At 61.0% G+C, this 25421-nt stretch carries 26 protein-coding genes and 3 tRNA genes; 14 read left to right on the top strand and 15 right to left on the bottom strand.

The window, feature by feature from the left end:
- Positions 1 to 20: 20 nt before the first annotated feature.
- The 3 genes from FFS12_RS13515 (at position 21) to FFS12_RS13505 (ending at position 264) form a co-directional block, all read left to right on the top strand.
- Positions 21 to 96: transfer RNA gene (locus FFS12_RS13515), tRNA-Asn, on the top strand.
- A gap of 10 nt (positions 97 to 106) precedes the next feature.
- Positions 107 to 183 (top strand) — tRNA-Pro (locus FFS12_RS13510).
- 5 nt (positions 184 to 188) lie between these two features.
- A tRNA-Lys gene (locus tag FFS12_RS13505) sits at positions 189 to 264 on the top strand.
- A 177-nt stretch (positions 265 to 441) separates the two neighbouring features.
- On the opposite strand, the gene FFS12_RS13500 is transcribed toward FFS12_RS13505, so the two are convergent.
- The 5 genes from FFS12_RS13500 to FFS12_RS13480 all read right to left on the bottom strand — a co-directional run bounded on the left by FFS12_RS13500 (position 442) and on the right by FFS12_RS13480 (position 3603).
- Entirely contained in the window at positions 442 to 1743 is a 1302-nt protein-coding gene (locus tag FFS12_RS13500; RefSeq protein ID WP_137887296.1) for an NAD(P)/FAD-dependent oxidoreductase, read from the bottom strand.
- 63 nt (positions 1744 to 1806) lie between these two features.
- Entirely contained in the window at positions 1807 to 1980 is a 174-nt protein-coding gene (locus FFS12_RS13495) for a DUF3094 family protein (RefSeq protein ID WP_137887295.1), read from the bottom strand.
- A 49-nt stretch (positions 1981 to 2029) separates the two neighbouring features.
- Positions 2030 to 2524, bottom strand: coding sequence for an MOSC domain-containing protein (locus FFS12_RS13490; RefSeq protein WP_137887294.1), 495 nt, complete (start codon positions 2522 to 2524; stop codon positions 2030 to 2032).
- On the bottom strand, positions 2521 to 3150 hold the full coding sequence (locus tag FFS12_RS13485) for a DUF1780 domain-containing protein (RefSeq protein ID WP_137887293.1): 630 nt from the start codon (positions 3148 to 3150) through the stop codon (positions 2521 to 2523). Before FFS12_RS13485 ends, FFS12_RS13490 begins: the two co-directional genes overlap by 4 nt.
- A gap of 18 nt (positions 3151 to 3168) precedes the next feature.
- A complete protein-coding gene (locus FFS12_RS13480; protein ID WP_137887292.1) occupies positions 3169 to 3603 on the bottom strand; it encodes a thermonuclease family protein in 435 nt (144 codons plus the stop codon).
- Between the two features lie 130 nt (positions 3604 to 3733).
- Here FFS12_RS13480 and FFS12_RS13475 point away from each other — a divergent pair, with 130 nt between their 5' ends.
- From FFS12_RS13475 to FFS12_RS13465, 3 genes are all read left to right on the top strand, one after another.
- Positions 3734 to 4159 carry a GNAT family N-acetyltransferase gene (locus FFS12_RS13475; RefSeq protein ID WP_137887291.1) on the top strand — a complete coding sequence of 142 codons (426 nt, stop codon included), beginning with the start codon at positions 3734 to 3736 and terminating at the stop codon, positions 4157 to 4159.
- Between the two features lie 67 nt (positions 4160 to 4226).
- Complete coding sequence (locus FFS12_RS13470) at positions 4227 to 4916, top strand: energy-coupling factor ABC transporter permease (RefSeq protein ID WP_137887429.1); 690 nt, start codon at positions 4227 to 4229, stop codon at positions 4914 to 4916.
- Between the two features lie 106 nt (positions 4917 to 5022).
- Entirely contained in the window at positions 5023 to 5238 is a 216-nt protein-coding gene (locus tag FFS12_RS13465) for a hypothetical protein (protein ID WP_137818215.1), read from the top strand.
- Positions 5239 to 5274: 36 nt separating this feature from the next.
- Here the strand turns inward: FFS12_RS13465 and yacG are convergent, their stop codons facing one another.
- From yacG to pilB, 5 genes are read right to left on the bottom strand one after another with little or no spacing between them, the layout of a single operon-like run.
- Complete coding sequence (yacG, locus tag FFS12_RS13460; RefSeq protein ID WP_119952301.1) at positions 5275 to 5475, bottom strand: DNA gyrase inhibitor YacG; 201 nt, start codon at positions 5473 to 5475, stop codon at positions 5275 to 5277.
- Entirely contained in the window at positions 5472 to 6083 is a 612-nt protein-coding gene (gene coaE, locus FFS12_RS13455) for a dephospho-CoA kinase (RefSeq protein ID WP_137887290.1), read from the bottom strand. Before coaE ends, yacG begins: the two co-directional genes overlap by 4 nt.
- Positions 6080 to 6952, bottom strand: a complete 873-nt coding sequence (locus tag FFS12_RS13450) for an A24 family peptidase (RefSeq protein WP_137887289.1) — start codon at positions 6950 to 6952, stop codon at positions 6080 to 6082. The genes coaE and FFS12_RS13450 overlap by 4 nt, the downstream gene beginning before the upstream one ends.
- Before the next feature lie 3 nt (positions 6953 to 6955).
- Positions 6956 to 8173, bottom strand: coding sequence for a type II secretion system F family protein (locus tag FFS12_RS13445; protein ID WP_137887288.1), 1218 nt, complete (start codon positions 8171 to 8173; stop codon positions 6956 to 6958).
- Between the two features lie 3 nt (positions 8174 to 8176).
- On the bottom strand, positions 8177 to 9880 hold the full coding sequence (gene pilB, locus FFS12_RS13440; protein ID WP_137887287.1) for a type IV-A pilus assembly ATPase PilB: 1704 nt from the start codon (positions 9878 to 9880) through the stop codon (positions 8177 to 8179).
- Positions 9881 to 10106: 226 nt separating this feature from the next.
- On the opposite strand from pilB, the gene FFS12_RS13435 reads away from it, so the two are divergent.
- Positions 10107 to 10664 (top strand): pilin, encoded by a 558-nt coding sequence (locus FFS12_RS13435; RefSeq protein WP_137887286.1) that lies wholly within the window; start codon positions 10107 to 10109, stop codon positions 10662 to 10664.
- A gap of 160 nt (positions 10665 to 10824) precedes the next feature.
- A complete protein-coding gene (locus tag FFS12_RS13430; RefSeq protein WP_218568981.1) occupies positions 10825 to 11511 on the top strand; it encodes a hypothetical protein in 687 nt (228 codons plus the stop codon).
- A gap of 159 nt (positions 11512 to 11670) precedes the next feature.
- Here FFS12_RS13430 and nadC read toward each other — a convergent pair whose 3' ends face one another.
- On the bottom strand, positions 11671 to 12519 hold the full coding sequence (gene nadC / locus FFS12_RS13425) for a carboxylating nicotinate-nucleotide diphosphorylase (protein WP_137887284.1): 849 nt from the start codon (positions 12517 to 12519) through the stop codon (positions 11671 to 11673).
- A gap of 318 nt (positions 12520 to 12837) precedes the next feature.
- On the opposite strand from nadC, the gene FFS12_RS13420 reads away from it, so the two are divergent.
- From FFS12_RS13420 to ampE, 3 genes are all read left to right on the top strand, one after another.
- On the top strand, positions 12838 to 15150 hold the full coding sequence (locus tag FFS12_RS13420; RefSeq protein ID WP_137887283.1) for a DUF1631 domain-containing protein: 2313 nt from the start codon (positions 12838 to 12840) through the stop codon (positions 15148 to 15150).
- 110 nt (positions 15151 to 15260) lie between these two features.
- Positions 15261 to 15809 (top strand): 1,6-anhydro-N-acetylmuramyl-L-alanine amidase AmpD, encoded by a 549-nt coding sequence (ampD, locus tag FFS12_RS13415; RefSeq protein ID WP_137887282.1) that lies wholly within the window; start codon positions 15261 to 15263, stop codon positions 15807 to 15809.
- 12 nt (positions 15810 to 15821) lie between these two features.
- The gene (gene ampE / locus FFS12_RS13410; RefSeq protein ID WP_137887281.1) at positions 15822 to 16658 is read left to right on the top strand and encodes a regulatory signaling modulator protein AmpE; all 837 of its coding nucleotides are present in this window, start codon (positions 15822 to 15824) and stop codon (positions 16656 to 16658) included.
- 86 nt (positions 16659 to 16744) lie between these two features.
- On the opposite strand, the gene FFS12_RS13405 is transcribed toward ampE, so the two are convergent.
- The 4 genes from FFS12_RS13405 to FFS12_RS13390 form a co-directional block, all read right to left on the bottom strand.
- Positions 16745 to 17635, bottom strand: coding sequence for an ROK family protein (locus FFS12_RS13405; RefSeq protein WP_137887280.1), 891 nt, complete (start codon positions 17633 to 17635; stop codon positions 16745 to 16747).
- A gap of 90 nt (positions 17636 to 17725) precedes the next feature.
- Positions 17726 to 18502, bottom strand: coding sequence for a TatD family hydrolase (locus FFS12_RS13400; protein ID WP_137887279.1), 777 nt, complete (start codon positions 18500 to 18502; stop codon positions 17726 to 17728).
- Positions 18499 to 18879 carry an endonuclease domain-containing protein gene (locus FFS12_RS13395; RefSeq protein ID WP_137887278.1) on the bottom strand — a complete coding sequence of 127 codons (381 nt, stop codon included), beginning with the start codon at positions 18877 to 18879 and terminating at the stop codon, positions 18499 to 18501. The genes FFS12_RS13400 and FFS12_RS13395 overlap by 4 nt, the downstream gene beginning before the upstream one ends.
- A gap of 148 nt (positions 18880 to 19027) precedes the next feature.
- Positions 19028 to 20611, bottom strand: coding sequence for a peptide chain release factor 3 (locus FFS12_RS13390; protein WP_137887277.1), 1584 nt, complete (start codon positions 20609 to 20611; stop codon positions 19028 to 19030).
- Positions 20612 to 21048: 437 nt separating this feature from the next.
- Here FFS12_RS13390 and FFS12_RS13385 point away from each other — a divergent pair, with 437 nt between their 5' ends.
- The 3 genes from FFS12_RS13385 to FFS12_RS13375 all read left to right on the top strand — a co-directional run bounded on the left by FFS12_RS13385 (position 21049) and on the right by FFS12_RS13375 (position 25373).
- The gene (locus tag FFS12_RS13385; RefSeq protein WP_137887276.1) at positions 21049 to 22212 is read left to right on the top strand and encodes a type III PLP-dependent enzyme; all 1164 of its coding nucleotides are present in this window, start codon (positions 21049 to 21051) and stop codon (positions 22210 to 22212) included.
- 182 nt (positions 22213 to 22394) lie between these two features.
- Entirely contained in the window at positions 22395 to 24620 is a 2226-nt protein-coding gene (locus FFS12_RS13380) for a TonB-dependent siderophore receptor (protein WP_137887275.1), read from the top strand.
- A gap of 69 nt (positions 24621 to 24689) precedes the next feature.
- Positions 24690 to 25373, top strand: coding sequence for a Fe2+-dependent dioxygenase (locus FFS12_RS13375; protein WP_137887274.1), 684 nt, complete (start codon positions 24690 to 24692; stop codon positions 25371 to 25373).
- The last annotated feature ends 48 nt before the right edge of the window (positions 25374 to 25421 follow it).

Below are 25421 nucleotides of genomic sequence, written 5' to 3'. Positions count from 1 at the left end.
AAGAGATGAAGGCTAGTAGTTCCGCGATAGCTCAGTCGGTAGAGCAAATGACTGTTAATCATTGGGTCCCAGGTTCGAGTCCTGGTCGCGGAGCCAATCTTTCGACCGGGGTATAGCGCAGTCCGGTAGCGCGCCTGCTTTGGGAGCAGGATGTCAGGAGTTCAAATCCCCTTACCCCGACCATTTTTGGGTCGTTAGCTCAGTTGGTAGAGCAGTTGGCTTTTAACCAATTGGTCGTAGGTTCGAATCCCACACGACCCACCATTTTCTGCCCTTGTTTCAGTAAAGGGTTGAATCTTAAGGCGAGATGTTAAAAGCATTGTAGCCGACAAAAAAAGCGCCCTCTGGGCGCTTTTTTTGTTTTCGCGGTACGTGTTGTATAAGTGGATTTGTTCACTCCTACAGCCCAAGGGGCGAAATGAATTCGCCCCTACAGGCGCTTTAATGCAGCTTCAGGCGCGGCTCGGTGCTGCGGCCAATACGGTCGCCGAGCATCAGCATCAGGGTGCGGAAGATGCCGTACAGCGCCATTTGGTGCATGCGGTACAGCGAGACATAGAACATCCGCGCCAGCCAGCCTTCGAGCATCACGCTACCGGTTAGGTTGCCCATGAGGTTGCCCACCGCGGAAAAGCTCGCCAGGGAGATCAGCGAGCCGTAATCGCGGTAGCGATACTCCGGCAGCGCCTGCCCTTCAATCCGTAACTTGAGCGACTTCGCCAGCAGCGAGGCTTGCTGGTGCGCCGCTTGCGCGCGTGGCGGGACGTTGCGGCCATCGCTGTCCGGTTGCGGGCAGGCGGCGCAATCACCGAAGGCGAAGATGTTGTCGTCGCGTGTGGTTTGCAGGGTCGGGCGCACTTGCAGTTGGTTGATGCGGTTGCTCTCCAGGCCATCCAGATCCTGCAGAAACCCCGGGGCGCGAATGCCGGCGGCCCAGACTTTGAGGCTGGCGGAGATGGTCTGGCCCTGAGCGGTCTTCAGGCTTTCGCGGGTCACTTCGCTAACGGCGGCATTGGTCAGCACGGTGACGCCGAGCTTCTCTAAGGTCTTGTGTACGGGCTGACCAATGCGCTCGGGGAGTGCTGGCAGCACACGCGGGCCGGCCTCGATCAGGGTGATGCGCATGTTTTCCGGTTGGATGCGATCCAGGCCATAGGCGGCCAGTTCGTGGGCGGCGTGGTGCAGTTCGGCGGCCAACTCGACGCCAGTGGCACCGGCGCCGACGATCGCCACGCTGATGTGTTCGTCCGCGTCGCTTTGGCTGGCGTGGGCGCGCAGGTAGTGGCTGAGCAGCTGGCGGTGGAAGCGTTCAGCCTGTTCGCGGGTATCGAGAAACAGGCAATGCTCGGCGGCGCCGGGGGTGCCGAAATCATTGGTGGTGCTGCCGACGGCGATGACCAAGCTGTCGTAGCTCAGCGCGCGCTCGGGCATCAGTTCTTCGCCCTGTTCATCGAGGGCAGCCGCCAGGTGGATCTGCTTATTTGCACGATTAAGCCCGGCCATACGCCCGAGCTGAAACTCGAAGTGGTTCCATTTGGCCTGCGCGACGTAGTTCAGCTCGTCTTCCGAGGAGTTCAGCGAGCCCGCGGCCACCTCGTGCAGCAGAGGCTTCCAGATATGTGTCAGGTTGGCGTCGACCAGTATGACTTTGGCTTGGCCGCGTTTGCCCAGGGTGCTACCCAGGCGGGTGGCAAGTTCCAGGCCGCCGGCGCCGCCGCCGACAATCACAATGCGATGGGACATGTTGATATCTCATAAGGCTTTCAGGGATTCGGGAGGTGGCCGGATAGGCGAGCGCGAAGCAGCTCATAGCACTAAACGGCTCAGCAGGCGGCTTAACAGGCCAAGGCCGATGACCACGGCCAATACAATGATCAGCAGAAACCAGGGCCGAAAGGGCCGGCGTTCGACTTGGTGCTGGGGGGCACTCAGGTACTGCTCGACGCGTTGTTGGTCGTCAGGACTCAGTCGGCTGGACATAGATGCCTCGATAGGGGGTGATCCATTCTAGCTGCTCTAGCTGCGCACTTCACAAGGGCTCAACGCAGAGGTCGTCATTCAGATGAATAATGCCGCTTCGTAGTACGCGGGCGGTAATTCCGCCATGGCCGCGCGTGGCTTGGAAGGTGCCACGACCCAGGCGCTGTTCCAGTCGCGCGCAGGGCTGACACCAGCCGGTGGTTTCTAGCACGGCCTGACCAATCCGGAAGCGCCGATTTTTCAGACTGAACAGATTGATCCCGCTGATGGCGATATTGCGGCGCAAATCCTCTGGGGTGATTGGCTGGTCTGGGGTGCGGCCGAGCAGTGCGCTGATCACGGCCAGATGTTCCCACTGAATCAGCGTCACCTGGCGGGCGTTGCGCGGGCCAGGGCGGGCATGGTCGCCGGTCAGGCCGGCTTCACGTCGGGCCTCCACCACCTCCAGTTCGAGCATCTGTGCGCGTGCGCTCGGGCGTATGCCAAGCCAGCGCACGCGGCCCTGTTGCGGGACGTCAGCGAGCAGCTCCTGCAGCGGGCTCATAGGCTGATCCCGACATCCAGCAGCACACTGCGGCCGAGGTTGTTGCGCAGAAAGTCTGGCGCGCCCGAGTGGGCGAACAGCACGCGCGCGAAGTTCGGGCCGACTAGCGAGAGTGAGCGCCAACCTTGGCGCAGAAACTCGGTGGGAGGTGGAAAGGAGCTGTTGAAGTCGGCGATGGCGCGTTTCAGATTGACGCAGGCGAGCAGGTCCAGCTCGCCGAGATCGAGGCCGCGTTCGCGGTAGTTGTGGGCCTTCTTGCGCAAAGTCGGCGCCAGGCGGGCCTGCAGTTCGGCTGCGGGAATTCGCCGTGGGCGGGTTTCGCGGCGCACCAGTTGACTGAGGGAGAAGGCACTGCGGCGCCGCTCCAGCTCGGCGCGCCATTCGTCATTCAGGCGGCGGCCTTCGTCGAGGACAAAAAACACCTCGAAGCTGGCTTCGCGAAACAGCACGTCCGGGGGTTCCTGGCTGGCAGCGCCGAACTCCTCGAGCCGGTGCGGGACATTCAGCGCCTGTAACAGGCGTTGGCAGACCCAACGCTCGCGCTCCCACTTGCGCGCATTGGAGAGGAAGGCGTTGGCTTGTTCGGCCTGATGGGTCAGCAGGCGTAGATAGTCGGAGTCATCCATGTCTGCAAGCTTAGCCCCCTACCAAGTGTTCTTGGTACCCCCGTCGTAGGGCTTGGCCAGGCCGGCTTTGAGTAGCAGGCCGCCGAGGCTTTGCCCGTCGATCCAGACTTCGGCGAGCAGGCGGAAGTATTTGTCGCGACGAATCTCACGCAGCTCGATGCGTTTGCCGCGGCGCAGGCGTTCGACGCTGAACTGCTTGGCGCGGCGGGCCAGATCGCGCACCTTGGGGCGCTGGTCGCGCATTTCTGGTGTGTCGATGCCGTAGAGCCGTACCGGCACCCGTTGGCCGACGACTGCGGGCCAGCCACGGATAGTCACGCGGAAGGTGTCGCCATCATAGATGCTAGTGACCTCATCGATCTGGACTCTGCCGTAAGGGCCTTCGGTGGCCTGTAGCGGTGACGCGCAGAGGAGGGTGAAAACTAAAGCAAGGCGGGGCAAAAGCGGTTGCATGGCGAATACGTGGCTGCCAAAGGGGGCGCGACTTTAGCTGATTCCCACAATCCTTGCAGCGGCAGCGGGTGGCTCTGTGGCGAGCTTTGCCGCGGTGTAGACTGAGCCATTAGTCGGTTTGGAGGTGCCCATGTCGATTCGCCCCATCAGGTCTGCCGATCACACGGCGTTACTGGCGCTGTGGCGGCGTACGCCGGGCATCTGTATTCGCCCGGAGGATGCTTTCGAGCCGTTCTGCGCCTACTTGTTGCGAAATCCAGGCTTGAGCCTGCTGAGTGAAATTGAGGGTCAGCTGGCCGGTTGTGTGTTGGTCGGGCATGACGGGCGCCGTGGTTATCTGCAGCATCTGGTGGTCGATCAGGCGTACCGCGGTCAGGGGCTGGCGCAAGCCCTGTTGGTTGAAGCGCTCGCGCGGCTGGCGGCGCTGGGGGTGCAAAAATCCCACGTGTTTGTTCTCCGTGATTCGCCTGAGGCCCTGGCTTTTTGGGAGGCGCAGCCGGGCTGGGGGCCGCGCGAAGATATTCAGCTGTATTCCACTCGAGGGGCATCGGTGTGAGGCTCTGGGCTGGATTGCTGTTGGGGTTGCTGTCGTTGTGGCGGTGGGTGCTGGGACGGGTGATCCCATAATTGCCGCTGAGCTGCTTTCACCGACAAGCCTATCCATAGGCTGGGCGCTTTATCTGCCCGCGCTGTTCTGGGCCGCCTGGCGTACGCCGTGGCTGGAGTTATTCAGTGACGCTCGACGCCAGCACCTGCTGTTTGGCACCGTGCTGGGGTTGTTCCTGTTGTGGCTGGTGCGGCGTGACTTCGACGTTGGGGTGTCCTTCCATTTCATTGGCATGACGGCCGTGACCTTGCTGCTCGACTGGCCGCTGGCGGTGCTCGGCGGTCTGGCGGCGCAGCTCGGCCTGCTCGCCATCGGTCGCCAAGACCTCGCCGCGTTGGGACTGAATGGGGTGTTGCTGGTGCTGATCCCGGTGCTGGTCACCGAGGTCTGCGCGCTGCTGGTGGAGCGTGCGCAGCCGCGTAACCTGTTTGTTTATATCTTCTGCTCGGGCTTCTTTCCTGCGGCGTTGGCGGCGCTGCTCTGTGTGCTGGTTGGGCTGGGCGTGCTCTGGATCGATGGCCGTTTTCCCATGCCGGTCTGGCTGGAGGATTTTGTCGGTTATCTCTGGTTGGTGATGTTCCCCGAGGCCTTTATCAACGGCATGCTGGTGACCGCATTGGTAGTGTTTCAGCCGGACTGGCTGGAAACCTTTAATCGTAGCCGTTACCTGCAGGCGCCTTGGAAGGATGACGAGCCGCCGCGCTGATTCCCACTGATTCAGCCTCTGGATGGCAGCGTGCCAGTTGATCTGCATCAAGTCCCGTCACGGCATAGCCGCCATTCTGAGGCGAATCACTGCGGGAGGATGGGCGATGGGTGTTCATGCATGGGCGAAACAGGAGCTGCAGCGCAGTCTGGCTGCTGCACGGGAGGCGGGGTATGACGAGCAGCTGTGCTTGCGCGCCTTGCTCAGCGCCGTGGTGGAGCGGAGCAAGCAGGGGCGCAGCGCAGCTGACCTGGCGCAAGAGCTGCAGTTCTTGGCGGAAAACCTGGATGACGGGCGCGATTACAGCTTTATGCGCCCTTGATCCGCTTGCTGCTGGGCAGCTATGGGGCGGGGCTGATCAATGCTGCCGTGGCGGTAGATCGCCAGAGAAGATGTCGTCTTCCAGCGGGTCGCCGGGAATCGCGTGCTCTTCCGCCGCCCAGGCGCCCAGGTCGATCAGTTTGCAGCGCTCGGAGCAGAAGGGCCGGCTCGGGCTTTGCGGGCCCCATTCGACTGGGGCGCCGCAGGTGGGGCAGGTAACGGTTGGGGCTTGGCTCATGACTGGCCTCCGCGCAGTGTCAGGTAAAAGTGGTGCAGGCGTTCGACTTCAGTCTGCAACCAGTTTAGATCGCGGTCATTGAGCAGTACATCGTCGGCGTGGCGTAAGCGTTCTTCGCGGCTGGCCTGGGCCTTGAGAATGGCCTGCACTTGTGCTTCGGGCGCTTGATCGCGCTGCATGGTGCGTTGCAGTTGCAACTGCTCAGGGGCATCCACTACCAGCACCCGCTGAGTCAGCTGGTGTTGGCCGGATTCCACCAGCAGTGGCGAGACCAGGATGGCGTAGGGGGATTCGGCGCGGGCCAGATGGCTGAGGATCTCCTGCCCGATCAGCGGGTGCAGCAGTGCTTCCAGCCAGCGCCGTTCTTCCGGGTGCTGGAAAATGCGTGCACGCAAAGCCGCACGATCCAACTGGCCATCCGCTTGCAGCACCGCTTCACCGAAGTGCGCAACTATCTGTGCCAGGGCCGGCCGGCCGGGCTCCACGACCCAGCGCGCGGCGTGGTCGGCGTCTACGGTATGTACACCAAGCTCGATAAAGTGCTGAGCAGCCGCGCTTTTGCCGCTGCCGATGCCGCCCGTCAGGCCAAGAATCCAGGGTTTAGTCATTTAAAACCGGCGAATTGAAGATAAGTCCCGGTTATTTGATCACCCCAGAGCAGCGCAATCCAGCCGGCAAGCGCCAGATAAGGGCCAAAGGGGATAGGGGTGCTGGTTTCGGCATTGCGCAGGCGCAGCATGATCACGCCAAGCACAGCGCCGACCAGCGACGAGAGCAGAATGGTCAGCGGCAAAATCTGCCAGCCACCCCAAGCGCCGAGCATGGCCAGCAGCTTGAAGTCGCCGAAGCCCATGCCCTCCTTGCCGGTCACCAGCTTGAACAGCCAATACACCGACCACAGGCTCAGGTAGCCCGCAATCGCGCCCCAGAGTGCATCCTCCAGGCTGGTAAACAGGCCGAAGTAGTTGAGGGCCAGGCCCAACCACAGCAGCGGCAGCACCAGTACATCCGGCAGCAACTGGTGGTCGGCATCGATCAGGCTCATCGCCAGTAGGCCCCAGGTCAGCAGCAGCATGGCGCCGGTCTGCCAGTTAAAACCGAAGTGCCAGGCTACATAGGCGGATAGCAGCCCACAGGCTAGCTCCACCAGCGGGTAGCGCTTGCTGATCAGAGTTTTGCAGCTCGAACATTTACCGCGCAAGAACAGGTAGCTGATGACCGGAATGTTTTCCCACGGCTTTATTTCGTGGCCGCAGTGCGGGCAGCGGGAGTTAGGGAGGATTAAGTTGAAAGTTTCGCCGCTCGCCTCAATCGGCATGCCCAAAATCTCGCGCGCCTGGGCTTTCCAGTCGAGCTCCAGCATCTTGGGTAGTCGATAGACCACGACATTCAAGAAGCTGCCGATAAGCAGGCCCAATAGCAGCGCACATAAAACAAAGGCCAGCACATGGCTGGCCAAAAAATCGAGCAAGGACATGAGTTAAACCACGGCACCCAGTTGGAATATAGGCAGGTACATGGCAATAACTAGGCCGCCAATCAGTACGCCCAGTACAGACATGATCAAGGGTTCCATCAACGCGGTTAAACCATCGACGGCGTTATCGACCTCGGCCTCATAATAGCTGGCGACTTTATCGAGCATCATATCCAGTGCACCGGACTCCTCGCCGATGGCGGTCATCTGAATCGCCATTGATGGGAATGCGTTAGTTGTACGCATTGAAAAGTTCAGCTGCATGCCGCTGGTAACGTCCTGCTTTATTTTATGTACCGCGTTTTTAAATACGATATTACCTGTTGCCCCTGCAACGGAGTCCAGGGCCTCTACCAGTGGAACGCCTGCAGCAAAGGTAGTGGACAATGTTCGAGCATAACGTGCTACCGCCGCTTTGTAGATGATGTCGCCAACAATCGGCGCCTTGAGTATTGTGCGGTCAAGCCAGTTGCGGAACTTTTCCGAGCGTTTATTGGCTGTTTGAAAAGCAAAAACGAACGCAACTATGCCTAAAATGAACATATACCAGTTTGCTTGTAATGACTCCGACAGCCCGACCACAAACAAGGTGAAGGCGGGGAGGTCTGCGCCGAAGCTGGTAAATACCTGTTTGAATTGCGGAACTACTTTGATCAGCAGGATGCAAGAAACAATGATCGCAATGCCTACTACTGCCATTGGGTAGTTCATCGCCTTCTTGATCTTGGCCTTCAGGGCCTCGGTCTTTTCTTTATAAGTTGCGACACGATCCAGCAAGTCTTCCAAGGCACCGGCTTGCTCACCGGCATCCACCAGGTTGCAGAACAGATCATCGAAGTAGAGGGGGCGTGTACGCAGGGCCGCCGCAAAGCTATTGCCCGCCGCAACGTGCTGTTTGATGTCGTCCACCAATTTGCGCATGTTCGGGTTGTCGAGCCCCTCACCGATGATGTCGAACGACTGCAGCAGTGGTACGCCGGCCTTCATCATGGTGGCCATCTGCCGCGCAAACAGGGCGATGTCTATAGGCTTGATTTTTTTGCCGGCGCTGAACAGTGAGACTGATTTTTTTCGCACCTTGGTCGGGTTGATGCCTTGCTTGCGCAACTGTGCTTTGACCAGGGCTGGGTTTTGGCCGCTTGTTTCGCCTTTGATCTTGGAGCCTTTCTTATCAGTGCCTTCCCAGCTGAAGGTGCTGGTTTTTATCGCTTTCACGGCCATGGCTTAGTCCTTAGTCACGCGGTTTACTTCTTCGAGGCTGGTAACGCCCTGCATGGCCTTCAGCAGAGCCGAGGTGCGCAGGTCATTAAAGCCGTCTTTGCGCATTTGTACTGAAATATCAATGGAGTTGCCTTCTTCCATGATAATCCGCTGCAGGGAGGGCGTGTTTTTAACTACTTCATAAATACCGAGTCTGCCCTTGTAGCCGCCATTACAGTTTTCGCAGCCGACAGGGCCATAAACCTTGAAGGTGCCGATCTTGTCTTCCGGAAAGCCTTCTTCCAGCAGCGCCTCGCGCGGAATCTGTAGCTCTTTCTTGCAGCTGGTGCAGAGCTTGCGGGCTAACCGCTGGGCGATGATCAGATTGACCGAGGTGGCAATGTTGAACGAGGGCACACCCATATTGCGTAGGCGGGTCAGGGTTTCCGCGGCGCTGTTGGTGTGCAGGGTAGACATCACCATATGGCCGGTCTGAGCGGCCTTGATGGCGATGGAGGCGGTTTCCAGGTCGCGGATCTCGCCGACCATGATGATGTCGGGGTCCTGGCGCAAAAATGAGCGCAATGCCTGAGCAAAGTCCATGCCCTGCTTGGGGTTGACGTTGACCTGATTGATCCCTTCCAGGTTGATCTCGACCGGGTCTTCGGCGGTAGAAATGTTGACGTCAACGGTGTTCAGAATATTCAGGCCGGTATACAGCGAAACGGTCTTGCCGGAACCGGTTGGGCCGGTGACCAGGATCATGCCTTGTGGCTGTTTCAGCGCGGCCATATACAGGTCTTTTTGCGACTCCTCATAGCCGAGGGCATCGATGCCCATCTGCGCGCTTGAAGGGTCGAGAATCCGCATCACGATCTTCTCGCCCCACAAGGTCGGGCAGCTGCTGACCCGGAAATCGATCGACTTGCTTTTCGAGATGCGCATCTTGATGCGCCCATCCTGCGGCTTGCGCCGTTCGGAGATATCCAGGCTGGCCATGACTTTGAGTCGCGCGGAAATACGGGGCGCCAGTTGGATGGGTGGCCGGGCGATCTCATGCAAGATGCCGTCGGTACGAAAACGCACCCGGTAGCTCTTCTCGTAGGGCTCAAAGTGCAGGTCGGACGAGCCGGCCTTGATCGCATCCAGCAGCATTTTGTTCACGAAACGCACCACCGGCGCATCGTCCGCCGAATTGCCCTCGGCAGTATCTTGCTTGTCCTCATCAACGGCTTGAATGTCTACGCCGTCCAGGTCGACATCGCCGAGATCTTCCATGCCGTTGGCGGCGTTATCGAAAAACTTTTCGATGGCATCGCCAAGCTTGTCGTCTTCGACCAGGATGGCTTCGGTATTCAACCCGGTGCTGAACTGGATGTCGGTGATGGCTTGGTGGTTGCTGGGGTCGGAAACACCGACGAACAGCTTGTTGCCACGGCGCCACAGGGGGAGGGCGCGGTGTTGGCGAATCAGCTTCTCGCTGACCAGATCCTTGGGTTGGCCCTCCTTGTCGAGGCTGCCGAGGTCGAGAAAGGCCACGCCGAACTGCTCGGCCGCCAGCTCGGCTAGGGCGCGGCTTTTCACCAGCTTGTTCTGCACCAGGTAGGTGACCAGCGACAGCTTGTTGCGCTGGGCCTGTTGCTGCGCCTGCTGGGCGCTTTTTTCATCCAGCAGTTCGGCCAGCACCATCTGCCTGGCCAGGCCCGAGAGGGATACGGCGTCATTCATGACAAGGAACTCATAGACACAATGCCCTGCCTTATAGCGCAGATGCCCGAGACTGCCAAACGGCGATCAAGCGGGTGGCAAAAAGTGTCACAAGGTGCGGATTAATGGTTGTCGCCGTATGGGCGGATCGGCACGGATTTAAGGCGCTCTGCGGGGGTTTTTGAGTTGGCGCGCTATTTGCTGCGTTTCTAACAGGCGGAAGGCCTAACAACTCATGGAGATTCAAATGAAAGCTCAACTGCAAAAGGGTTTTACCCTGATTGAATTGATGATCGTGGTGGCGATCATCGGCATCCTGGCTGCTGTAGCGCTGCCGGCTTATCAGGACTACACCATCCGCGCCCGGGTAACCGAGGGTGTGGGCCTGGCCAGCAGTGCTAAGACCATAGTCGCCGAGAGTTCCAATACGGTGGCTGAGCTGGCAGCAGCCGCGATTGCTTTCAATGCCCAGGCTGGGAACTTGGGTGCCACCAGTAAATATGTGCGGCAGGTGATTATTAACGGTGCTAGCGGCGAAATTACCGTTATTCTCGACGAGAGAAACGTTGGTAGTATTCCGGCTTCTGCCACTCTGGTTTTTACCCCCTACATACAGGTCGGCGGCGGCGCCGCCCCGGTTGACTTGGCTACTAATTTTGCGGCTGCTCCGCCGGTGACTGGCTCCATCGACTGGGGCTGTGCCTCTGCTAGCAACAGCGTTGGAACTTCAGCTACACGTAACATGCCGCAACTTGGCGGTCTTGGAACCCTGCCGGCCCAGTTCGCGCCGGGCGAGTGCCGCTAATCGGGAAGCGGCAGCCCGGGATGCGCTGAGTGCCCCGTGGTGCCGCTCTTGAGCTAAGCAGAAGACCCCTTAACTAAGGGGTTTTTTGTTGTGTGGTTGTCGGATATACAGCTTTCAGATCGTCTGGTTTTTTACTTGGGATGGAGATATGACGAAGTCGATGAGTCGCTGGCGCGCTTCTGCGCTGCATTTGCTGCTCGGCCTGCTGGTCTTTGTGCTGCTGGCGTCGATTGCGCTGTTCCTGTTTTTCCCCGGTGCGTTGTTTCTGGCCGCCGGAGGCTGGGAAGGGCTGAGAATCATCCTCGCTGTCGATCTTGTGCTGGGGCCTTGCCTGACCCTGATAGTGTTCAACCCGCTGAAGCCGAGGCTGGAGCTGGTCAGGGATCTGTCGCTGGTTGTCCTGGTGCAGACCCTGGCGCTGGTTGCCGGTTGTTATGTCGTGAGCAATGCGCGGCCGCTGGCGGTCGTGCATGTGTTCGATACGTTCTACGTGGTCAGTCGTGAGGATTACCGTCAGTTGAATGTCGAACCGCAGGTTCTGGACGGTCTCAGCGGATGGGCGCCGAAGTTCTTTTATGTCGAGGTTCCGTCGAACGCTGCGGAGTTTCTGGCCCAACATACGAAAGCCCTGCTCGATGGCGAAACGCCTCTTCAGCGGCGTGTGGATCTGTACCGTGAAATGCCTGCCGATCGTCAGGCGCTAGTGAAGATCCTGCGTGGCGCTGGCGAGGGTGGGGAGAACGCCTGTTTGCGGGTCGATATCGAAAGCTCTTACCAGAGTGGTTCGGTATGTTTTGATCCGGACGCGCGCAAGGTCTTGGACTTTGTTCCGGACGGCAAGGGCTAGCGATACCCCTCTTTGTCAAAGTCTTCAGGCCTAGCCTGAAGCGTCACACGCCCTGCTCCCGAAGTGGGGCTTGTGGTTTCTGGCTGCCGGGCTTTTCGTCAATCCTCTTGCCCTTGGTTCGGTGGACCACGCCGCTGGGCGGTTAATCCACCCTATGCGTCAGAGGCTGAGGCGCATCGACAGGTCGATGGCTTTGACGTCCTTGGTCAGTGCGCCAATCGAAACATAGTCCACGCCTGTCTCGGCAATAGTCCTCAGGCTGCTTTCGTTGATGCCGCCGGAGGCTTCCAGCTTGGCGCGGCCGGCGGTGAGTTGCACGGCGCTGCGCATCTCCTCCAGGCTGAGCTCATCGAGCATGATGATGTCCGCGCCGGCATCCAGTGCTTCCTGCAGCTCTGCCAAACTCTCCACTTCCACTTCCACCGGCTTGCCGGGGGCGATTTTGTGGGCGGTTTGCACGGCTTGAACGATCCCGCCACAGGCGGCGATATGGTTTTCCTTGATCAGGAAGGCGTCATAGAGGCCGATGCGGTGGTTGTGGCAGCCGCCGCGGGTGACGGCGTATTTCTGTGCCAGGCGCAGGCCGGGCAGGGTCTTGCGGGTGTCGAGCAATTTGACCCCGGTGCCTGCCACCAGGTCGGCATAGTGGCGGCAGCGGGTGGCGACGCCGGAGAGAGTCTGGAGGAAGTTCAGGGCACTGCGCTCGCCGCTGAGCAGCGCACGAGCCGGGCCCTCCAGGTGGAACAGGGCTTGGTTGGGCGCTACGCGTTCGCCGTCCTGCACCTGCCAATGCACGGCGACCCGTGGGTCGAGCTGGCGGAACACCGCATCGACCCAGGCGGAGCCGCAGATCACCGCCGCTTCACGGGTGATGACAGTGGCCTGGGCCAGGCGTTCGGCGGGGATCAGCTGGGCGGTAATGTCGCCGCTGCCGATATCCTCGCGTAAGGCGCGGCGGACGTTGGCTTCGATTTCTGCGCTCAGATCGGCGAGGATGAGGTTCGGCATGGCTGGCTCCACTGTCTAGATCGGGCGATTATAGGGAGGGTCGACGGCGGGCGCAGCGTGATTGATAGCAGACCTGACCTTTTTGCGAGACCGATAGTGCGTTGGTCGTGCATGGGTAGCCGCTGGGAGGCTGGTGCGGTACATCTGTGACGTGGGTCATGCCTGGAGGAAAAGTCGGCTTGAAGGTCGGGATTGATCTCTATAATGACTCTCTGCTTGCTTAATATTGGCGCCAGGCCTTTGACGTTGCGGGTGAGGCCCAGTTGATCGTTGTGCAGGCGAATAAGCCCGAGAGGGGCCGTCTGCGGGAGACTTGCAATGACCGATGCGAAAGTGGTGCAGCTGAACAAGGTTGCCCCTGAGCACTCGCCAACTCCGTCGGCGGGAAGGCTGCCCGTGGCGCTGATCCAGGTCCGCGATAAGGCTGCCCAGCAGCTTAAGCAGGCGCTGCAAGCGCTGTTCGATAACGCGGACGACACGCTCTTCGAGATGGCCGATCGCGCGACCAGCAATGCCGAGCAGAACACCTTCTTCGAAGCCATGCGTGATTTGCGCTTGAAGCGCAAAAGCATTGAGCGTGGCTTCCTGCAAAAAGTCTTCGAGTCTTTCGCCACCCTCAACCAATACGAAATTGGCAAGGCGCCGCAGTTGGATGCGGTGTCTTTCGACACGCTCGCGCTGATCCAGAACGATGAACTGGAAGAGTCGGTAGCGCTGGACTCCATGGTGGCCAAGGTGACGAGTCGCGACGGTGTCGCGCTAGGCCATCTGACCACTCGCCTGAATGCGGTGGTCAGCAAAAAGCTCGATAACAAGTCCAACCCCCTGGGGCCTACGGTGCTTTGCGGGTTTTTCCTCGAGGCCTGCAGCGGTCTGGGAGTGGAGATCAGGGTCAAGCTGATCATTCTCAAGTTATTCGAAAAGTATGTACTGAGTGATCTCGATCAACTCTACGCCGAGGCCAACCAGCAGTTGGTGGCTGCGGGTGTGCTACCGGAGCTGAAGTCGGCGCCTACTCGCCGCAAGCCTGGACAGGCGCCGGCATCGGACTCGCGTTCTGGGCGTGAGGAGGGGGCGGCTCTGCCCGCGGAGGGTGGGAGCTACGCTGCCGAAGGCGTGCAGGAGGTGTTCGGCGTACTTCAGGAGCTGCTTGCGCAGGTCCGCGGCACAGGCTTGCCGCGGCGCGAGATGGCGGCGGATGGGCTACCGATTTCCAGCAATGATCTGCTGCGCTTGTTGTCGCACTTGCAGCAGCGCGCGCCTGCGCCAGCGGCCATGGATGAGCTCGATCTGCGTCAGCAGTTGGAGCAGCTGCTGAGTCGCGCCAGCGTTAAAACTGGCAAGGCGCGTGTGGTTGGCGAGGTGGATGAGGACGTCATCAACCTGGTCTCCATGCTGTTCGAGTTCATCTTGGATGACCGCACGCTGTCGGACTCGCTGAAAGCGCTGATCGGGCGTTTACAGATTCCAATGCTGAAAGTGGCGGTGTTGGACAAGACCTTTTTCAGTCGCGGTAGCCATCCGGCTCGCCGCCTGCTCAACGAAATTGCTGCGGCTGCGTTGGGTTGGGCTGAGCACGACAATACCCAGCGTGACAGCCTGTATCAGAAGATCGAGCAGGTGGTGCAACGTCTGCTGAATGACTTTGTCGATGACCCGGCGATTTTTTCCGAGCTGCTGGCGGACTTCCTGGCCTTTACCGGCGATGAGCGCCGACGTAGCGAGCTCCTCGAGCAGCGCACTCGTGATGCCGAAGAGGGGAGCGCCAAGGCCGCATTGGCCCGTCGGCAGGTGGAGCAGGCGTTGAATGAGCGCCTGCTTGGCCGGACTCTGCCGGAGGTGGTGGTGCGCTTGCTGCAAGAGGCCTGGAGCAAGGTGCTGATGCTGACGTGCCTCAAGCACGGCGTTGGCTCGCCAGAGTGGCTGGCGGCCTTGGCGACCATGGATGACTTGGTCTGGAGCGTTGCGCCGCACGAAGATCCGGAGGCGCGCCTGCGCTTGTTGGAGTTGGTGCCGGGACTGCTCAAGGCATTACGTGAAGGGATGGCCAGCGCCGCGTTCGATCCATTCTCCACCAGCGCGTTTTTCAGCCAGTTGGAGGCCCTGCATGTTCAGGCCTTCCAACGCTTCAAGCGGCAGCTTCCAGGAGCCGAACAGCCGGCTGTTGCCGGGGCTGCTGAGGTATTGGCGGCGGATGCTGGAGTCGAGTTGCCGCTGCTGGAGCTGCCGCTGGCGGATGTCCCCGAGCTGGTTGATGTGCCGGCGATGGTCGAGGTGATTGAGGAAATTGTCCTGTTGGCGCCGGGCGAAAGTCGGGAGCCGGAGCAGGAGGCCAGCCTGGCCGACGACGATGAGGCGCTGCTCCAGGTGGACAACCTGCGCGTCGGCAGTTGGGTGGAACTCCAGGAGGGCGAGGAGCACAAGCTGCGTTGCAAGTTGGCGGCGGTGATCAAGCCAACGGGCAAGTACATCTTCGTCAACCGTGCCGGCATGAAAGTCTTGGAAAAGACCCGGATGGGCTTGGCCGTAGAATTTCGCCGCAGCGCCATCCGCCTGGTCGATGATGCGTTGTTGTTCGACCGTGCCCTGGAGTCGGTGATCGGTAATCTGCGTCGTCTGAAAAACACCTGATCCACCGCTAGCCCTCAACAACGCCCGGCACCCTGTCGGGCGTTGTTGTTTGTGGCGCTTGGCCCTGCCGTCGGCCTGCACTAGAGTGGTTGGCAGTTCAAGGAGCCGCTATGCAGTTGGATTGTTCAAATGGTTGGTGTGAGGGTGTGCGCCGCTGCCCCTCGCCCAATTGCAATGTTCGTCCGCAGGGGGAAATTTCCCTGCTGGTGCTTCATAACATTAGCCTGCCGCCAGGCCAATTCGGCACCGGCAAGGTGCAAGAGTTCTTTCAAAATCGGCTGACGGCGGATGAACACCCATACTTTGCTGGAATTGCCGCGCTCCAGGTGTCGGCGCATTTTCTGATTGAGCGTGACGGTGCGGTGACCCAGTTTGTCTCCTGCCTGGAGCGTGCCTGGCATGCCGGGATTTCACAGTTCGAGGGGCGAGAGAACTGCAATGACTTCTCGCTCGGGATTGAGTTGGAGGGGACAGACGAGTTGCCTTTCACTGAGGCTCAATATGCTGCGTTGGTGGAGTTGAGCCGGGTGTTGCGGAACGCCTATCCGGCGATCACCTTAGAGCGTATCTGTGGTCACAGCGATATTGCGCCGGGGCGCAAAACCGACCCGGGGCCCGCTTTCGATTGGCTGCGTCTGCGGGTGGCGTTAACAGATTAAGGAGGATGGGCAATGAGCTTTCTGGTGCTGCTGTTGGTGCTGTGGGTGGAGAAGTTCTCGGCCTGGCGAGCCAAGATCCAGCAGGATGGTCCCTGGCTGCGTCTGCTGGCGTGGGTCGAGCGGCAGGCGGACTTCATCGAGAGCCCCTGGCTGGCGGTTCTGCTGCTGGTGCTGCTGCCGCTGGTGGCACTGGCCTTGCTGCTGACTCTGCTCGAGCCGTTGGCTTATGGCTGGCTGGCCTTGCCGGTGCATCTGCTGGTGCTGGTCTATAGCCTGGGGCGCGGCGATCCGCTGGCGGCGCTCGGCCCCTTCCGCGACAGTTGGCGGCGCGGCGATGCGGAGGCGGCCTATCTGGTCGCTCGCCGCGATCTGGCGCTCCAGGCCGAGGAGGGCGGCGCCCTGCTGCAACAGGTGCAGAGCTATCTGCTCTGGCAGGCCTATCAGAGTTTCTTTGCGGTGATCTTCTGGTACGCCTTGCTCGGGCCGGTGGCGGCGTTGGCCTATCGGCTCTTGGCGTTGATGACTGAGCATGCCCAGCAGCCGATCGTGCGCGAGCGCGCGGTGCAGTGGCGGCATGCCTTCGACTGGCTGCCGGTGCGGCTGTTAGGGGCGAGCTTCGCGTTGGTGGGCAACTTCGTCGCGGTCAGCCGAGTGTTGCTGCATGAACTGCTGAACTGGGAGGTTTCCGCCGCGCAGTTGGTGGTGCATGCCGGGCGCGCGGCGGCTGAGGTGTCCGAGCCGGTTTTGGGTGAGGCCGGCGTCGCTAGCCTGGACGGGCTCTGGCAGTTGCTGGTGCGTGCCGCGGTGCTGTGGTATGCCGGCCTTGCGGTGTGGACGCTGTTGCTCTGAGTAGCCCGGATTGCATCTGAGCTACGTGGCTGCACTCAAGCTGGGTTTCGCTGCGCTCTACCCAGCCTACGGCGAGCGCGAAAGCTTCACTCCCACAACCAGGCCGCGCCGCGGACTCCGCTGGAATCGCCGTGCTGGGCGGGCAGCAGCCGGGTGTTGACCCGATCGGAAAACACGTAGCGCGGCAATAGCCGTGGCACCTGTTCATACAGCGCGCCGATATTCGACAGGCCGCCACCCAGCACGATCACGTGCGGGTCGAGCAGGTTGATGACCGCGGCCAGTCCGCGCGCCAACTGGTCGCAATAGCGCTCGAGCGCCTGCTGGGCGGCGGCGTCGGCGCGCATGGCTGCCAGCGCCAAGGCGGCGGCGTCCAGCGCCAGGCCGCTGCGGGCTGCCCAGCCGGGGCCGGACAAGAAGGTCTCGATGCAGTCCTCCAGCCCGCAATAGCAGCGGCGGGCCGGGCCGTCTTCGGGGCGGTGCCAGGGCAGCGGGTTGTGTCCCCATTCGCCAGCAATCGCGTTCGGCCCGCTGAGTAGGCGGCCATTAACCACCACGCCGCCGCCGACCCCGGTTCCCAGGATGACCCCGAATACCGTTGCCGCCCCGGCGCCGGCGCCGTCGCTGGCCTCCGAGAGGGCGAAGCAGTCGGCGTCGTTGGCCAGGCGCACCGGGCGTTGCAGCAAACGCTCGAGGTCGCCTTGCAGATCCTGGTCGATCAGGCAGATCGAGTTGGCGTTCTTGATCCGCCCGTGATCCGGTGAGCGAGTCCCCGGAATGCCGACCCCAAGGCTGCCGCTGGCGCCCAGTTCACGCTCGGCCTGCGCCACCAGAGCGGCAATAGTCGCCAGGGTGGCAGCGTAGTCGCCTTGCGGGGTGGCTAGTCGGCGACGGTGGACCGGCTGGTTATTTTCCAGGGCGACTATTTCGATCTTTGTGCCACCCAGATCGATGCCGAACCGCAGTGATGGACGCATTCTTAACCTTAAGTTACGCAGGATTGAGTCGATATCGGGTAGGCAGGACGCCGCGCTCGGATGGTTTTTGTGATCGTGCTCCGCTTGCGCCTACCAGCCGAACAGTTCGAAGGCGTTGCGGCTGCTGGCCGCCGCCAGTTCGTCCGGGCTGATGCCCTTCAGCTCGGCCAGCGCCGCGCAGATCTGCGGCAGGTATTCCGGGCTGTTGCGCTGGTTCGGGTGCATGGCCGGGGCCATATCGGGGGCGTCGGTCTCCAGCACCAGGGCCTCCAGTGGCAGCGCGGCAACCACCTTGCGCAGGCGCTGGGCCTGCGGCCAGGTCGGCGCCCCGCCGAGGCCCAGTTTGAAGCCGAGTTTGAGGTATTCCTTGGCCTCTTCCGCGCTGCCGGCAAACGCATGGATGATGCCGCCGCGCTTGAGCTTGAAGCGCTTCAGCGTCGCGATCACCTGCGCATGGCTGCGCCGCACATGCAGCAGGGCCGGTAGCGCAAACTCGGCGGCCAGTGCCAGTTGCGCCTCGAACAGCGCCTGCTGGCGCTCACGGTCGAGGGTTTCCAGGTAATAGTCGAGGCCGAACTCGCCGACGGCGCAGAGTTTGGGCTGCCCGGCGAGCCGTTCCAGCCAGCGCCGCAGCTCGTGCAGATGCTCCGGCTGGTGTTGCTCCAGATAGACCGGATGCAGGCCGAAGGCGGCATGCAGGCCATCCTCGCGATTCACCAGCTCCCACAGCCGTTGCCAATTGGCCTGATAGACGCCGAGTACCACCATGCGTTCCACTCCGAGCGCGCGACAGTTCGCGAGAACTTCGCCGCGGTCGGCATCGAAGCCGGGGAAGTCCAGGTGGGTGTGGGTGTCGATGAGGTTCATGGGCAGAATGATGAGCTTTGAGCCTGCATGAGGATAGTGCTGAGTACGCTTTCCAGGTTGTTCAGGATGTCGAGGTTGCTGAACCTTAGGGTCGTGAGTCCTTGGGCTCTTGCATAGGCGCTGCGCTTTTGGTCGTAGAGTTGCTGTGCTTCGCCGAAATGTTGGCCTCCATCCAGTTCAATGGCCAGGTGGAACTCTGCGCAGTAAAAGTCGAGAACGTAGGGTGGCAGAGGGAATTGGCGGCGGAACTTCATACCGGCCAATTGGCGATTGCGTAGTTGTTGCCAAAGTAGGCGCTCGCAATCGGTGAGCTCATGGCGCAATTGCTTGGCGAAAGCCCGCTGGCGGATTGTTGGGCGCGGTGAGCCTTTAGGCATACTTCACCTCCATGTGAAGTTGCGGGACTGTTTCCCCTCACCCTAGCCCTCTCCCCGGAGGGGAGAGGGGATTTTTGTGCAGGGCTCAAGGACGCCGCTGCTCCAACTCCCTCGCCCCTTTGGGGAGAGGGTGGGGGTGAGGGGCTTTTTAGTGATGCTCACGCGTAGCGCGGAACTTGATGTCTGGCCAGCGCTCTTCCATCAGCGCCAGATTGACCCGGGTTGGCGCCAGGTAGGTGAGGTGACCGCCGCCGTCGATGGCGAGGTTTTCCAGGGCCTTGACCTTGAAGTCTTCGAGCTTTTTCTTGTCGTCACACTCGATCCAGCGCGCGGACCAGACGGTGATCGGCTCGTAGGCGCACTCGACCTTGTATTCCTCCTTCAAGCGGCTGGCGACCACATCGAACTGCAGCACGCCGACGGCGCCGAGGATGATGTCGTTGCTGCGCTGCGGGAAGAACACCTGGGTGGCGCCTTCTTCGGCCAGCTCCTGCAGACCCTGACGCAGCTGCTTGGATTTGAGCGGGTCCTTCAGGCGCACGCGGCGAAACAGCTCCGGGGCGAAGTGCGGGATGCCGGTGAAGCCGAGGTTCTCGCCTTCGGTGAAGGTGTCGCCGATCTGAATCGTGCCGTGGTTGTGCAGGCCGATGATGTCGCCGGCCCAGGCCTCTTCCAACTGCTCTCGCTCGGAGGAGAAGAACGTCAGCGCATCGCCGATTCGCACCTCCTTGCCGATTCGCACGTGGCGCAGTTTCATGCCCTTGTCGTATTTGCCCGAGCAGATGCGCATGAAGGCAATCCGATCCCTATGTTTCGGGTCCATGTTTGCCTGGATCTTGAACACGAAGCCGGTAAATCGGTGCTCGGTCGGTTCCACCACACGTTCATGGGCGGCGCGCGGCAGCGGGCGCGGGGCCCAGTCGACCACGGCGTCCAGCACGTGATCGACGCCGAAGTTGCCCAGCGCGGTGCCGAAGAAGACCGGGGTCATCTGGCCCTGGTAGAAGGCTTCCTGGTCGAACTCGTGGCAGGCGCCCTGCACCAGCTCCAGTTGCTCGATAAAGCGCTCGTACTCATCGCCCAGGTGGGCGCGGGCTTCGTCCGAGTCGAGGTGCTCGATGATTTTGACCTCGGTGCGCTCATGCCCGTGGCCCGGGGTGTACACGATGATCTTGTCTTCGGCCAGGTGATAGACGCCCTTGAAGTCCTTGTAGCAGCCAATCGGCCAGGTGATCGGCGCGGCCTTGATCTTCAGCACCGCCTCGATCTCGTCGAGCAGCTCGATCGGGTCGCGGATGTCACGGTCGAGCTTGTTGATAAAGCTGACGATGGGCGTGTCGCGCAGGCGGCAGACGTCCATCAGGGCGATGGTGCGCGGTTCGACGCCTTTACCGCCGTCCAGCACCATCAGCGCCGAGTCCACCGCGGTCAGGGTGCGGTAGGTGTCTTCGGAGAAGTCCTCGTGGCCGGGGGTGTCGAGCAGGTTGATCATGTGCTCGCGGTAGGGGAACTGCATCACCGAGGTGGTGATGGAGATGCCGCGCTGCTTTTCCATCTCCATCCAGTCGGAGGTGGCGTGGCGGTCGGATTTACGCGATTTCACCGTGCCGGCGATGGCAATGGCTTTGCCCATCAGCAGGAGTTTCTCGGTGATGGTGGTTTTACCCGCGTCCGGGTGGGAAATGATGGCGAAGGTGCGGCGTTTCGCGACTTCGGCGGCCTGAGTGGTCATAGGAGGGGAACGCCTCGACGGATAGTCGGTCTGTCAAAAAAGGCGGCGATTATAACGCAAGCGCGCCCTCGGCGGCGGCCGACCGGCGGTCAGGTTGCGCGGGGCTTGTGCAGCATTCCATGACGTCTTGTTTTGAATCCGCAACGGTCAATTGCCGAGGCGACAAACTGAGGTAATAGCGCGGCAATTTTTGATTGATCTCAGCCCCACATGCTCCTAAAGTTCGCGCCCGAACGTCCATGCTGGAAACGATCCATCCGGCTCAAGTACTGACGACGAGAGGTTGCTGGCCGCATCTGGCCGGTAATCCTCGGCGACATGCCTTGGGAAGTAGGCGAACCAAAGTGGGGAAACGGATTAGGCGTTCGAGCTTTGCGGTTTATTGAGTAAGGCACCCCTTAACACTTTTGTTTGTTTGGCCATATGGAGTCCCTAGCATGTCGATTCAGGTCGAAGACTACTACGCGCGTGAAACCTTCCAGAAAATGAAGGCGTTCGCCGATCAGCACGAAACCCCCTTCGTGGTGATCGACACCCAGATCATCAGCCAGGCCTACGACGACCTGCGCGCCGGTTTCGAGTTCGCCAAGGTCTACTACGCGGTGAAGGCCAACCCGGCGGTCGAGATCATCGATCTGCTCAAGGACAAGGGTTCGAACTTCGACATCGCCTCGATCTACGAGCTGGACAAGGTGATGAGCCAGGGCGTTGGCCCGGAGCGCATTAGCTACGGCAACACCATCAAGAAATCCAAGGACATCCGCTACTTCTTCGAGAAGGGCGTGCGTATGTACGCCACCGACTCGGAAGCCGACCTGCGCAACGTCGCCAAGGCCGCGCCGGGCTCGAAGGTCTATGTGCGCATCCTCACAGAAGGCTCGACCACGGCGGATTGGCCGCTGTCGCGCAAGTTCGGCTGCCAGACCGACATGGCCATGGACCTGCTGATTCTCGCCCGCGAGCTGGGTCTGGTGCCCTACGGCGTGTCCTTCCACGTCGGCTCGCAGCAGCGCGACATCAGCGTGTGGGACGCGGCCATCGCCAAGGTCAAGGTGATCTTCGAGCGCCTGAAGGAAGAAGACGGCATCGAGCTCAAGATGATCAACATGGGTGGCGGCTTCCCGGCCAACTACATCACCCGGACCAACAGCCTGGAGACCTACGCCGAAGAGATCATCCGCTTCCTCAAGGAAGACTTCGGCGATGACCTGCCGGAAATCATCCTCGAGCCGGGCCGCTCCCTGATCGCCAACGCCGGCATGTTGGTCAGCGAGGTGGTGCTGGTGGCGCGCAAGTCGCGCACCGCCGTCGAGCGTTGGGTCTATGTCGATGTCGGCAAGTTCTCCGGCCTGATCGAAACCATGGATGAGTCGATCAAGTTCCCGATCTGGACCGAGAAGAAGGGCGAGATGGAGGAGGTGGTGATCGCCGGCCCGACCTGCGACAGCGCCGACATCATGTACGAGAACTACAAGTACGGCCTGCCACTGAACCTGGCCATCGGTGATCGCCTCTACTGGCTCTCCACCGGGGCCTATACCACCAGCTACAGCGCGGTGGAGTTCAACGGCTTTCCGCCGCTCAAGGCGTTCTATTTGTAAGAGTTGGGTAATGACCCGAACCCCGCCGCTGGCGGGGTTTGTTGTTTTTGCGCCGCCAACAACCGGGCTTTAGGAGAGTTCCGCGGAGAAGTGTAAAGAAAGCGTAAAGATCGCCGGTCAACGTTGATTGATAATTCTTCTCAAATACAATCGCGCCTCATTTTGAACGAGGAGTGATTCTTATGAGCAAGAAACTGTTGTCCTCAAGCCTGCCACAACGCCGTCTACTGGCTACCGCCATCGGCCTGGTCGTGGCTTCCTATGCCTGCACCGGCCTGGCCGCGCAGAACGACAAGACCCAGGCCGTCGAGCTGGGCGCGGTCAAGGTGCAAGGCAAGCAGGACCAGGAGAAAAGCTACAAGGTCGAGCAGGCCTCCTCGCCGAAGTACACCGCGCCGCTGCTGGACACGCCCCAGACCATCACCGTAGTGCCCGAGGCCGTGATCAAGGAGCAGAACGCGCTAAGCCTGCGCCAGGTGCTGTCCAACGTCTCCGGGATCACCTTCGGGGCCGGCGAGGGCGGCGCCTATGGCGACAGCATCAACATCCGCGGTTTCAGCGCCACCAACAACATCATGCTCGATGGCCTGCGCGACAGCGCCAACATCACCCGTTCCGACACCTTCAACCTGGAACAGGTGGAAGTGGTCAAGGGCCCGAGCTCGGTCTACGCCGGTGCCGGCGCCACGGCGGGCTCGATCAATATGGTCAGCAAAACGCCGAAACTCCGCGCCTCGAATAATCTCCAAGCCGGCCTCGGCACGGACGGCTACCATCGCCTGGCGGCGGATATCAACCAGCCGCTGGACGGCATCGAAGGCGCGGCCTTCCGCCTAAACCTGATGGCCCACGAGAACGACGTGGCCGGTCGCGAACAGATCAACTACGAGCGTTGGGGCATCGCGCCCTCGGTCAGCTTCGGCCTCGGCACCCCGACCCGCCTGACCCTGAGCTACCTGCACCAGTCCGACCAGAATCTGCCGGACTACGGCCTGCCGGCCATCAATGGCAAGGTGGTGGGGGATGTGGACCGTGATACTTATTTCGGCTTCAGAAATATCGATACCGAAGAGGTCGATGTCGACTCCCTCACCGTCAAGTTCGAGCATGACTTCAACGAACTGGTCAGCCTGAGCAACCTCGCGCGTTACAGCGAAACCGATAACCGCACCATCACCACGCGCAGCTACGTCACCCTGGTCGGCACCGATCAGTACCGCTATCGCGCTAACACCGCCGGCGTGGGCCGCGACACCACCACCAAGCTGGCGATCAACCAGACCAACCTGACCTGGAACTTCGCCACTGGTTTTATCGACCATACGCTGGTGACTGGCGCCGAAGTCTCCCGCGAGACCCTGGACCGCTTCGGTCTCAGCTACAACCTGGATCACAGCCGGGTCTACGCCCTGCATAACCCGCCGGGTTACTACAGCGGTCCGACCAATAAGACCAAGACCTCGACGCTGGACTCCGAGCTGACCGACAAGGCGCTCTATGCGTTCGACACTCTGGCCTTGAGCGATCAGTGGGATCTGAGCCTCGGCGTGCGCTATGAGAAATTCGAAGGCGAGAGCGATAGCCTGGTGTTCGCGAATAACCCTCCGCGTACCCAGTTCGAGTCCTCGGATGAAGTGGTCAGCGGTCGAGTTGGGCTGGCTTACAAGCCCGTCGAGAACGGCACGGTTTATGTGGCCTGGGGCAACTCCTTCAACCCTTCGGCGCAAGGTGTGGCCACCACCGGCACCGGCCTGAGCGCGGCCAACGAGAACCTCGATCCGGAGAAGAACGAAACCTGGGAGTTGGGTACCAAGTGGGAACTGCTGGATCAGCGCCTGTCGCTTAACGCGGCGATCTTCCGAGTCGAGAAGACCAATGGCCGGATCGATGCCGACGTCACGGGTAACAGCAATATCACCCAGTTCGTACTGGAGGGCGTGCAGCGCGTCGACGGTATAGAGTTGGGGGTGTCCGGCAAGATCACCGACAAGTGGCAGGCGTTCGCCACCTACACCCAGCTGAGCAGCGAGATCGTCAAGGCGGGTGCGTCTGTTGCCGATCAGGCGCAGGAAGGTCAAGCACTGGCCAACACCCCGCCGCGCTCCTTCAGCCTGTGGAACACCTACCAGTTGCCGGCTGATTTCGAGCTGGGTTATGGGGTGCAGTTCGTCGATGAGCGCAACGTCGCCAACGCCGGCACTGCGAAGGTCGACTCCTACTGGGTGCACGGCGCCATGCTGGGCTACCAGGCCAGCAAAGAGCTGGGCCTGCAGTTGAACGTTAACAACCTGTTCGACGAGGAGTATTACGACCGTCTGCGTACCAGCGTTGGCACTAACGCCACGACGGGCGGTATGGTCCCCGGCGACGGTCGCTCCGCCGTGTTGACCGCCAACTACTCGTTCTAAAGCTTAAAACCGTTGCAATCAAAGCCCCGCCCATTCGGCGGGGTTTTGGCGTATCAGGAGATCGTCGCGATGATGGTGCATATCCCCAAGGTGTTGACCCCCGAACAGGTCGCCGATTGCCGGCGCCTGCTGCAACAGGCGCAGTGGATCGATGGCAAGGCCACGGCCGGTTTCCAGTCGGCATTGGCCAAGGACAACCTGCAACTGCCCGAGGACAGCCCCGAGGGCCGGCAGATGGGCGAGTTGATTCTCCAGGCGCTTGGCCGCAACCCGTTGTTCGTCTCCGCAGCCCTGCCGAGCAAGGTGTTCCCGCCGCTGTTCAACTGCTACCAGGGCGGCCAGTCCTTCGGCCTGCATGTGGATAACGCCGTGCGCGAAGTGCGTAGCACGGGCGAGCGCATCCGTACCGACCTGTCCGCCACGCTGTTCTTCACCAATCCGGACGAGTACGACGGCGGCGAGCTGCTGGTGGAGGACACCTACGGCGCGCACAGCGTCAAGCTGGCGGCCGGCGATTTGATCCTCTATCCGTCCACCAGCCTGCACCGGGTCAACCCGGTGACCCGTGGTGCGCGAGTCTGCTCGTTCTTCTGGCTGCAAAGCATGGTTCGCGATGACGGCCAGCGCAGCCTGCTGTTCGATCTGGATTCGAGCATCCAGCAACTCAATCGGGAGCTAGGGGCCGGGCACGCCAGCAGCGTGCAGTTGACCGGCGTGTACCACAACCTGCTACGGCGCTGGGCCGATGTGTAGCGAACCTTAACCGCGCACAAAGCAATCGCGAGCAGAGCTCGCTCCTAC

The organism is Pseudomonas sp. 2FE (genome assembly GCF_005503735.1).
GTDB lineage: Bacteria > Pseudomonadota > Gammaproteobacteria > Pseudomonadales > Pseudomonadaceae > Aquipseudomonas.
This window is presented reverse-complemented; position numbering and strand designations above follow the sequence as displayed.

Excerpts from the sequence above, each read along its gene's own strand:
- FFS12_RS13500 (WP_137887296.1), bottom strand. The coding sequence starts at position 1,743 with ATGTCCCATCGCATTGTGATTGTCGGCGGCGGCGCCGGCGGCCTGGAA.
- FFS12_RS13495 (WP_137887295.1), bottom strand. The coding sequence starts at position 1,980 with ATGTCCAGCCGACTGAGTCCTGACGACCAACAACGCGTCGAGCAGTAC.
- FFS12_RS13490 (WP_137887294.1), bottom strand. The coding sequence starts at position 2,524 with ATGAGCCCGCTGCAGGAGCTGCTCGCTGACGTCCCGCAACAGGGCCGC.
- FFS12_RS13485 (WP_137887293.1), bottom strand. The coding sequence starts at position 3,150 with ATGGATGACTCCGACTATCTACGCCTGCTGACCCATCAGGCCGAACAA.
- FFS12_RS13480 (WP_137887292.1), bottom strand. The coding sequence starts at position 3,603 with ATGCAACCGCTTTTGCCCCGCCTTGCTTTAGTTTTCACCCTCCTCTGC.
- FFS12_RS13475 (WP_137887291.1), top strand. The coding sequence starts at position 3,734 with ATGTCGATTCGCCCCATCAGGTCTGCCGATCACACGGCGTTACTGGCG.
- FFS12_RS13465 (WP_137818215.1), top strand. The coding sequence starts at position 5,023 with ATGGGTGTTCATGCATGGGCGAAACAGGAGCTGCAGCGCAGTCTGGCT.
- yacG (WP_119952301.1), bottom strand. The coding sequence starts at position 5,475 with ATGAGCCAAGCCCCAACCGTTACCTGCCCCACCTGCGGCGCCCCAGTC.
- coaE (WP_137887290.1), bottom strand. The coding sequence starts at position 6,083 with ATGACTAAACCCTGGATTCTTGGCCTGACGGGCGGCATCGGCAGCGGC.
- FFS12_RS13450 (WP_137887289.1), bottom strand. The coding sequence starts at position 6,952 with ATGTCCTTGCTCGATTTTTTGGCCAGCCATGTGCTGGCCTTTGTTTTA.
- FFS12_RS13445 (WP_137887288.1), bottom strand. The coding sequence starts at position 8,173 with ATGGCCGTGAAAGCGATAAAAACCAGCACCTTCAGCTGGGAAGGCACT.
- pilB (WP_137887287.1), bottom strand. The coding sequence starts at position 9,880 with ATGAATGACGCCGTATCCCTCTCGGGCCTGGCCAGGCAGATGGTGCTG.
- FFS12_RS13435 (WP_137887286.1), top strand. The coding sequence starts at position 10,107 with ATGAAAGCTCAACTGCAAAAGGGTTTTACCCTGATTGAATTGATGATC.
- FFS12_RS13430 (WP_218568981.1), top strand. The coding sequence starts at position 10,825 with ATGAGTCGCTGGCGCGCTTCTGCGCTGCATTTGCTGCTCGGCCTGCTG.
- nadC (WP_137887284.1), bottom strand. The coding sequence starts at position 12,519 with ATGCCGAACCTCATCCTCGCCGATCTGAGCGCAGAAATCGAAGCCAAC.
- FFS12_RS13420 (WP_137887283.1), top strand. The coding sequence starts at position 12,838 with ATGACCGATGCGAAAGTGGTGCAGCTGAACAAGGTTGCCCCTGAGCAC.
- ampD (WP_137887282.1), top strand. The coding sequence starts at position 15,261 with ATGCAGTTGGATTGTTCAAATGGTTGGTGTGAGGGTGTGCGCCGCTGC.
- ampE (WP_137887281.1), top strand. The coding sequence starts at position 15,822 with ATGAGCTTTCTGGTGCTGCTGTTGGTGCTGTGGGTGGAGAAGTTCTCG.
- FFS12_RS13405 (WP_137887280.1), bottom strand. The coding sequence starts at position 17,635 with ATGCGTCCATCACTGCGGTTCGGCATCGATCTGGGTGGCACAAAGATC.
- FFS12_RS13400 (WP_137887279.1), bottom strand. The coding sequence starts at position 18,502 with ATGAACCTCATCGACACCCACACCCACCTGGACTTCCCCGGCTTCGAT.
- FFS12_RS13395 (WP_137887278.1), bottom strand. The coding sequence starts at position 18,879 with ATGCCTAAAGGCTCACCGCGCCCAACAATCCGCCAGCGGGCTTTCGCC.
- FFS12_RS13390 (WP_137887277.1), bottom strand. The coding sequence starts at position 20,611 with ATGACCACTCAGGCCGCCGAAGTCGCGAAACGCCGCACCTTCGCCATC.
- FFS12_RS13385 (WP_137887276.1), top strand. The coding sequence starts at position 21,049 with ATGTCGATTCAGGTCGAAGACTACTACGCGCGTGAAACCTTCCAGAAA.
- FFS12_RS13380 (WP_137887275.1), top strand. The coding sequence starts at position 22,395 with ATGAGCAAGAAACTGTTGTCCTCAAGCCTGCCACAACGCCGTCTACTG.
- FFS12_RS13375 (WP_137887274.1), top strand. The coding sequence starts at position 24,690 with ATGATGGTGCATATCCCCAAGGTGTTGACCCCCGAACAGGTCGCCGAT.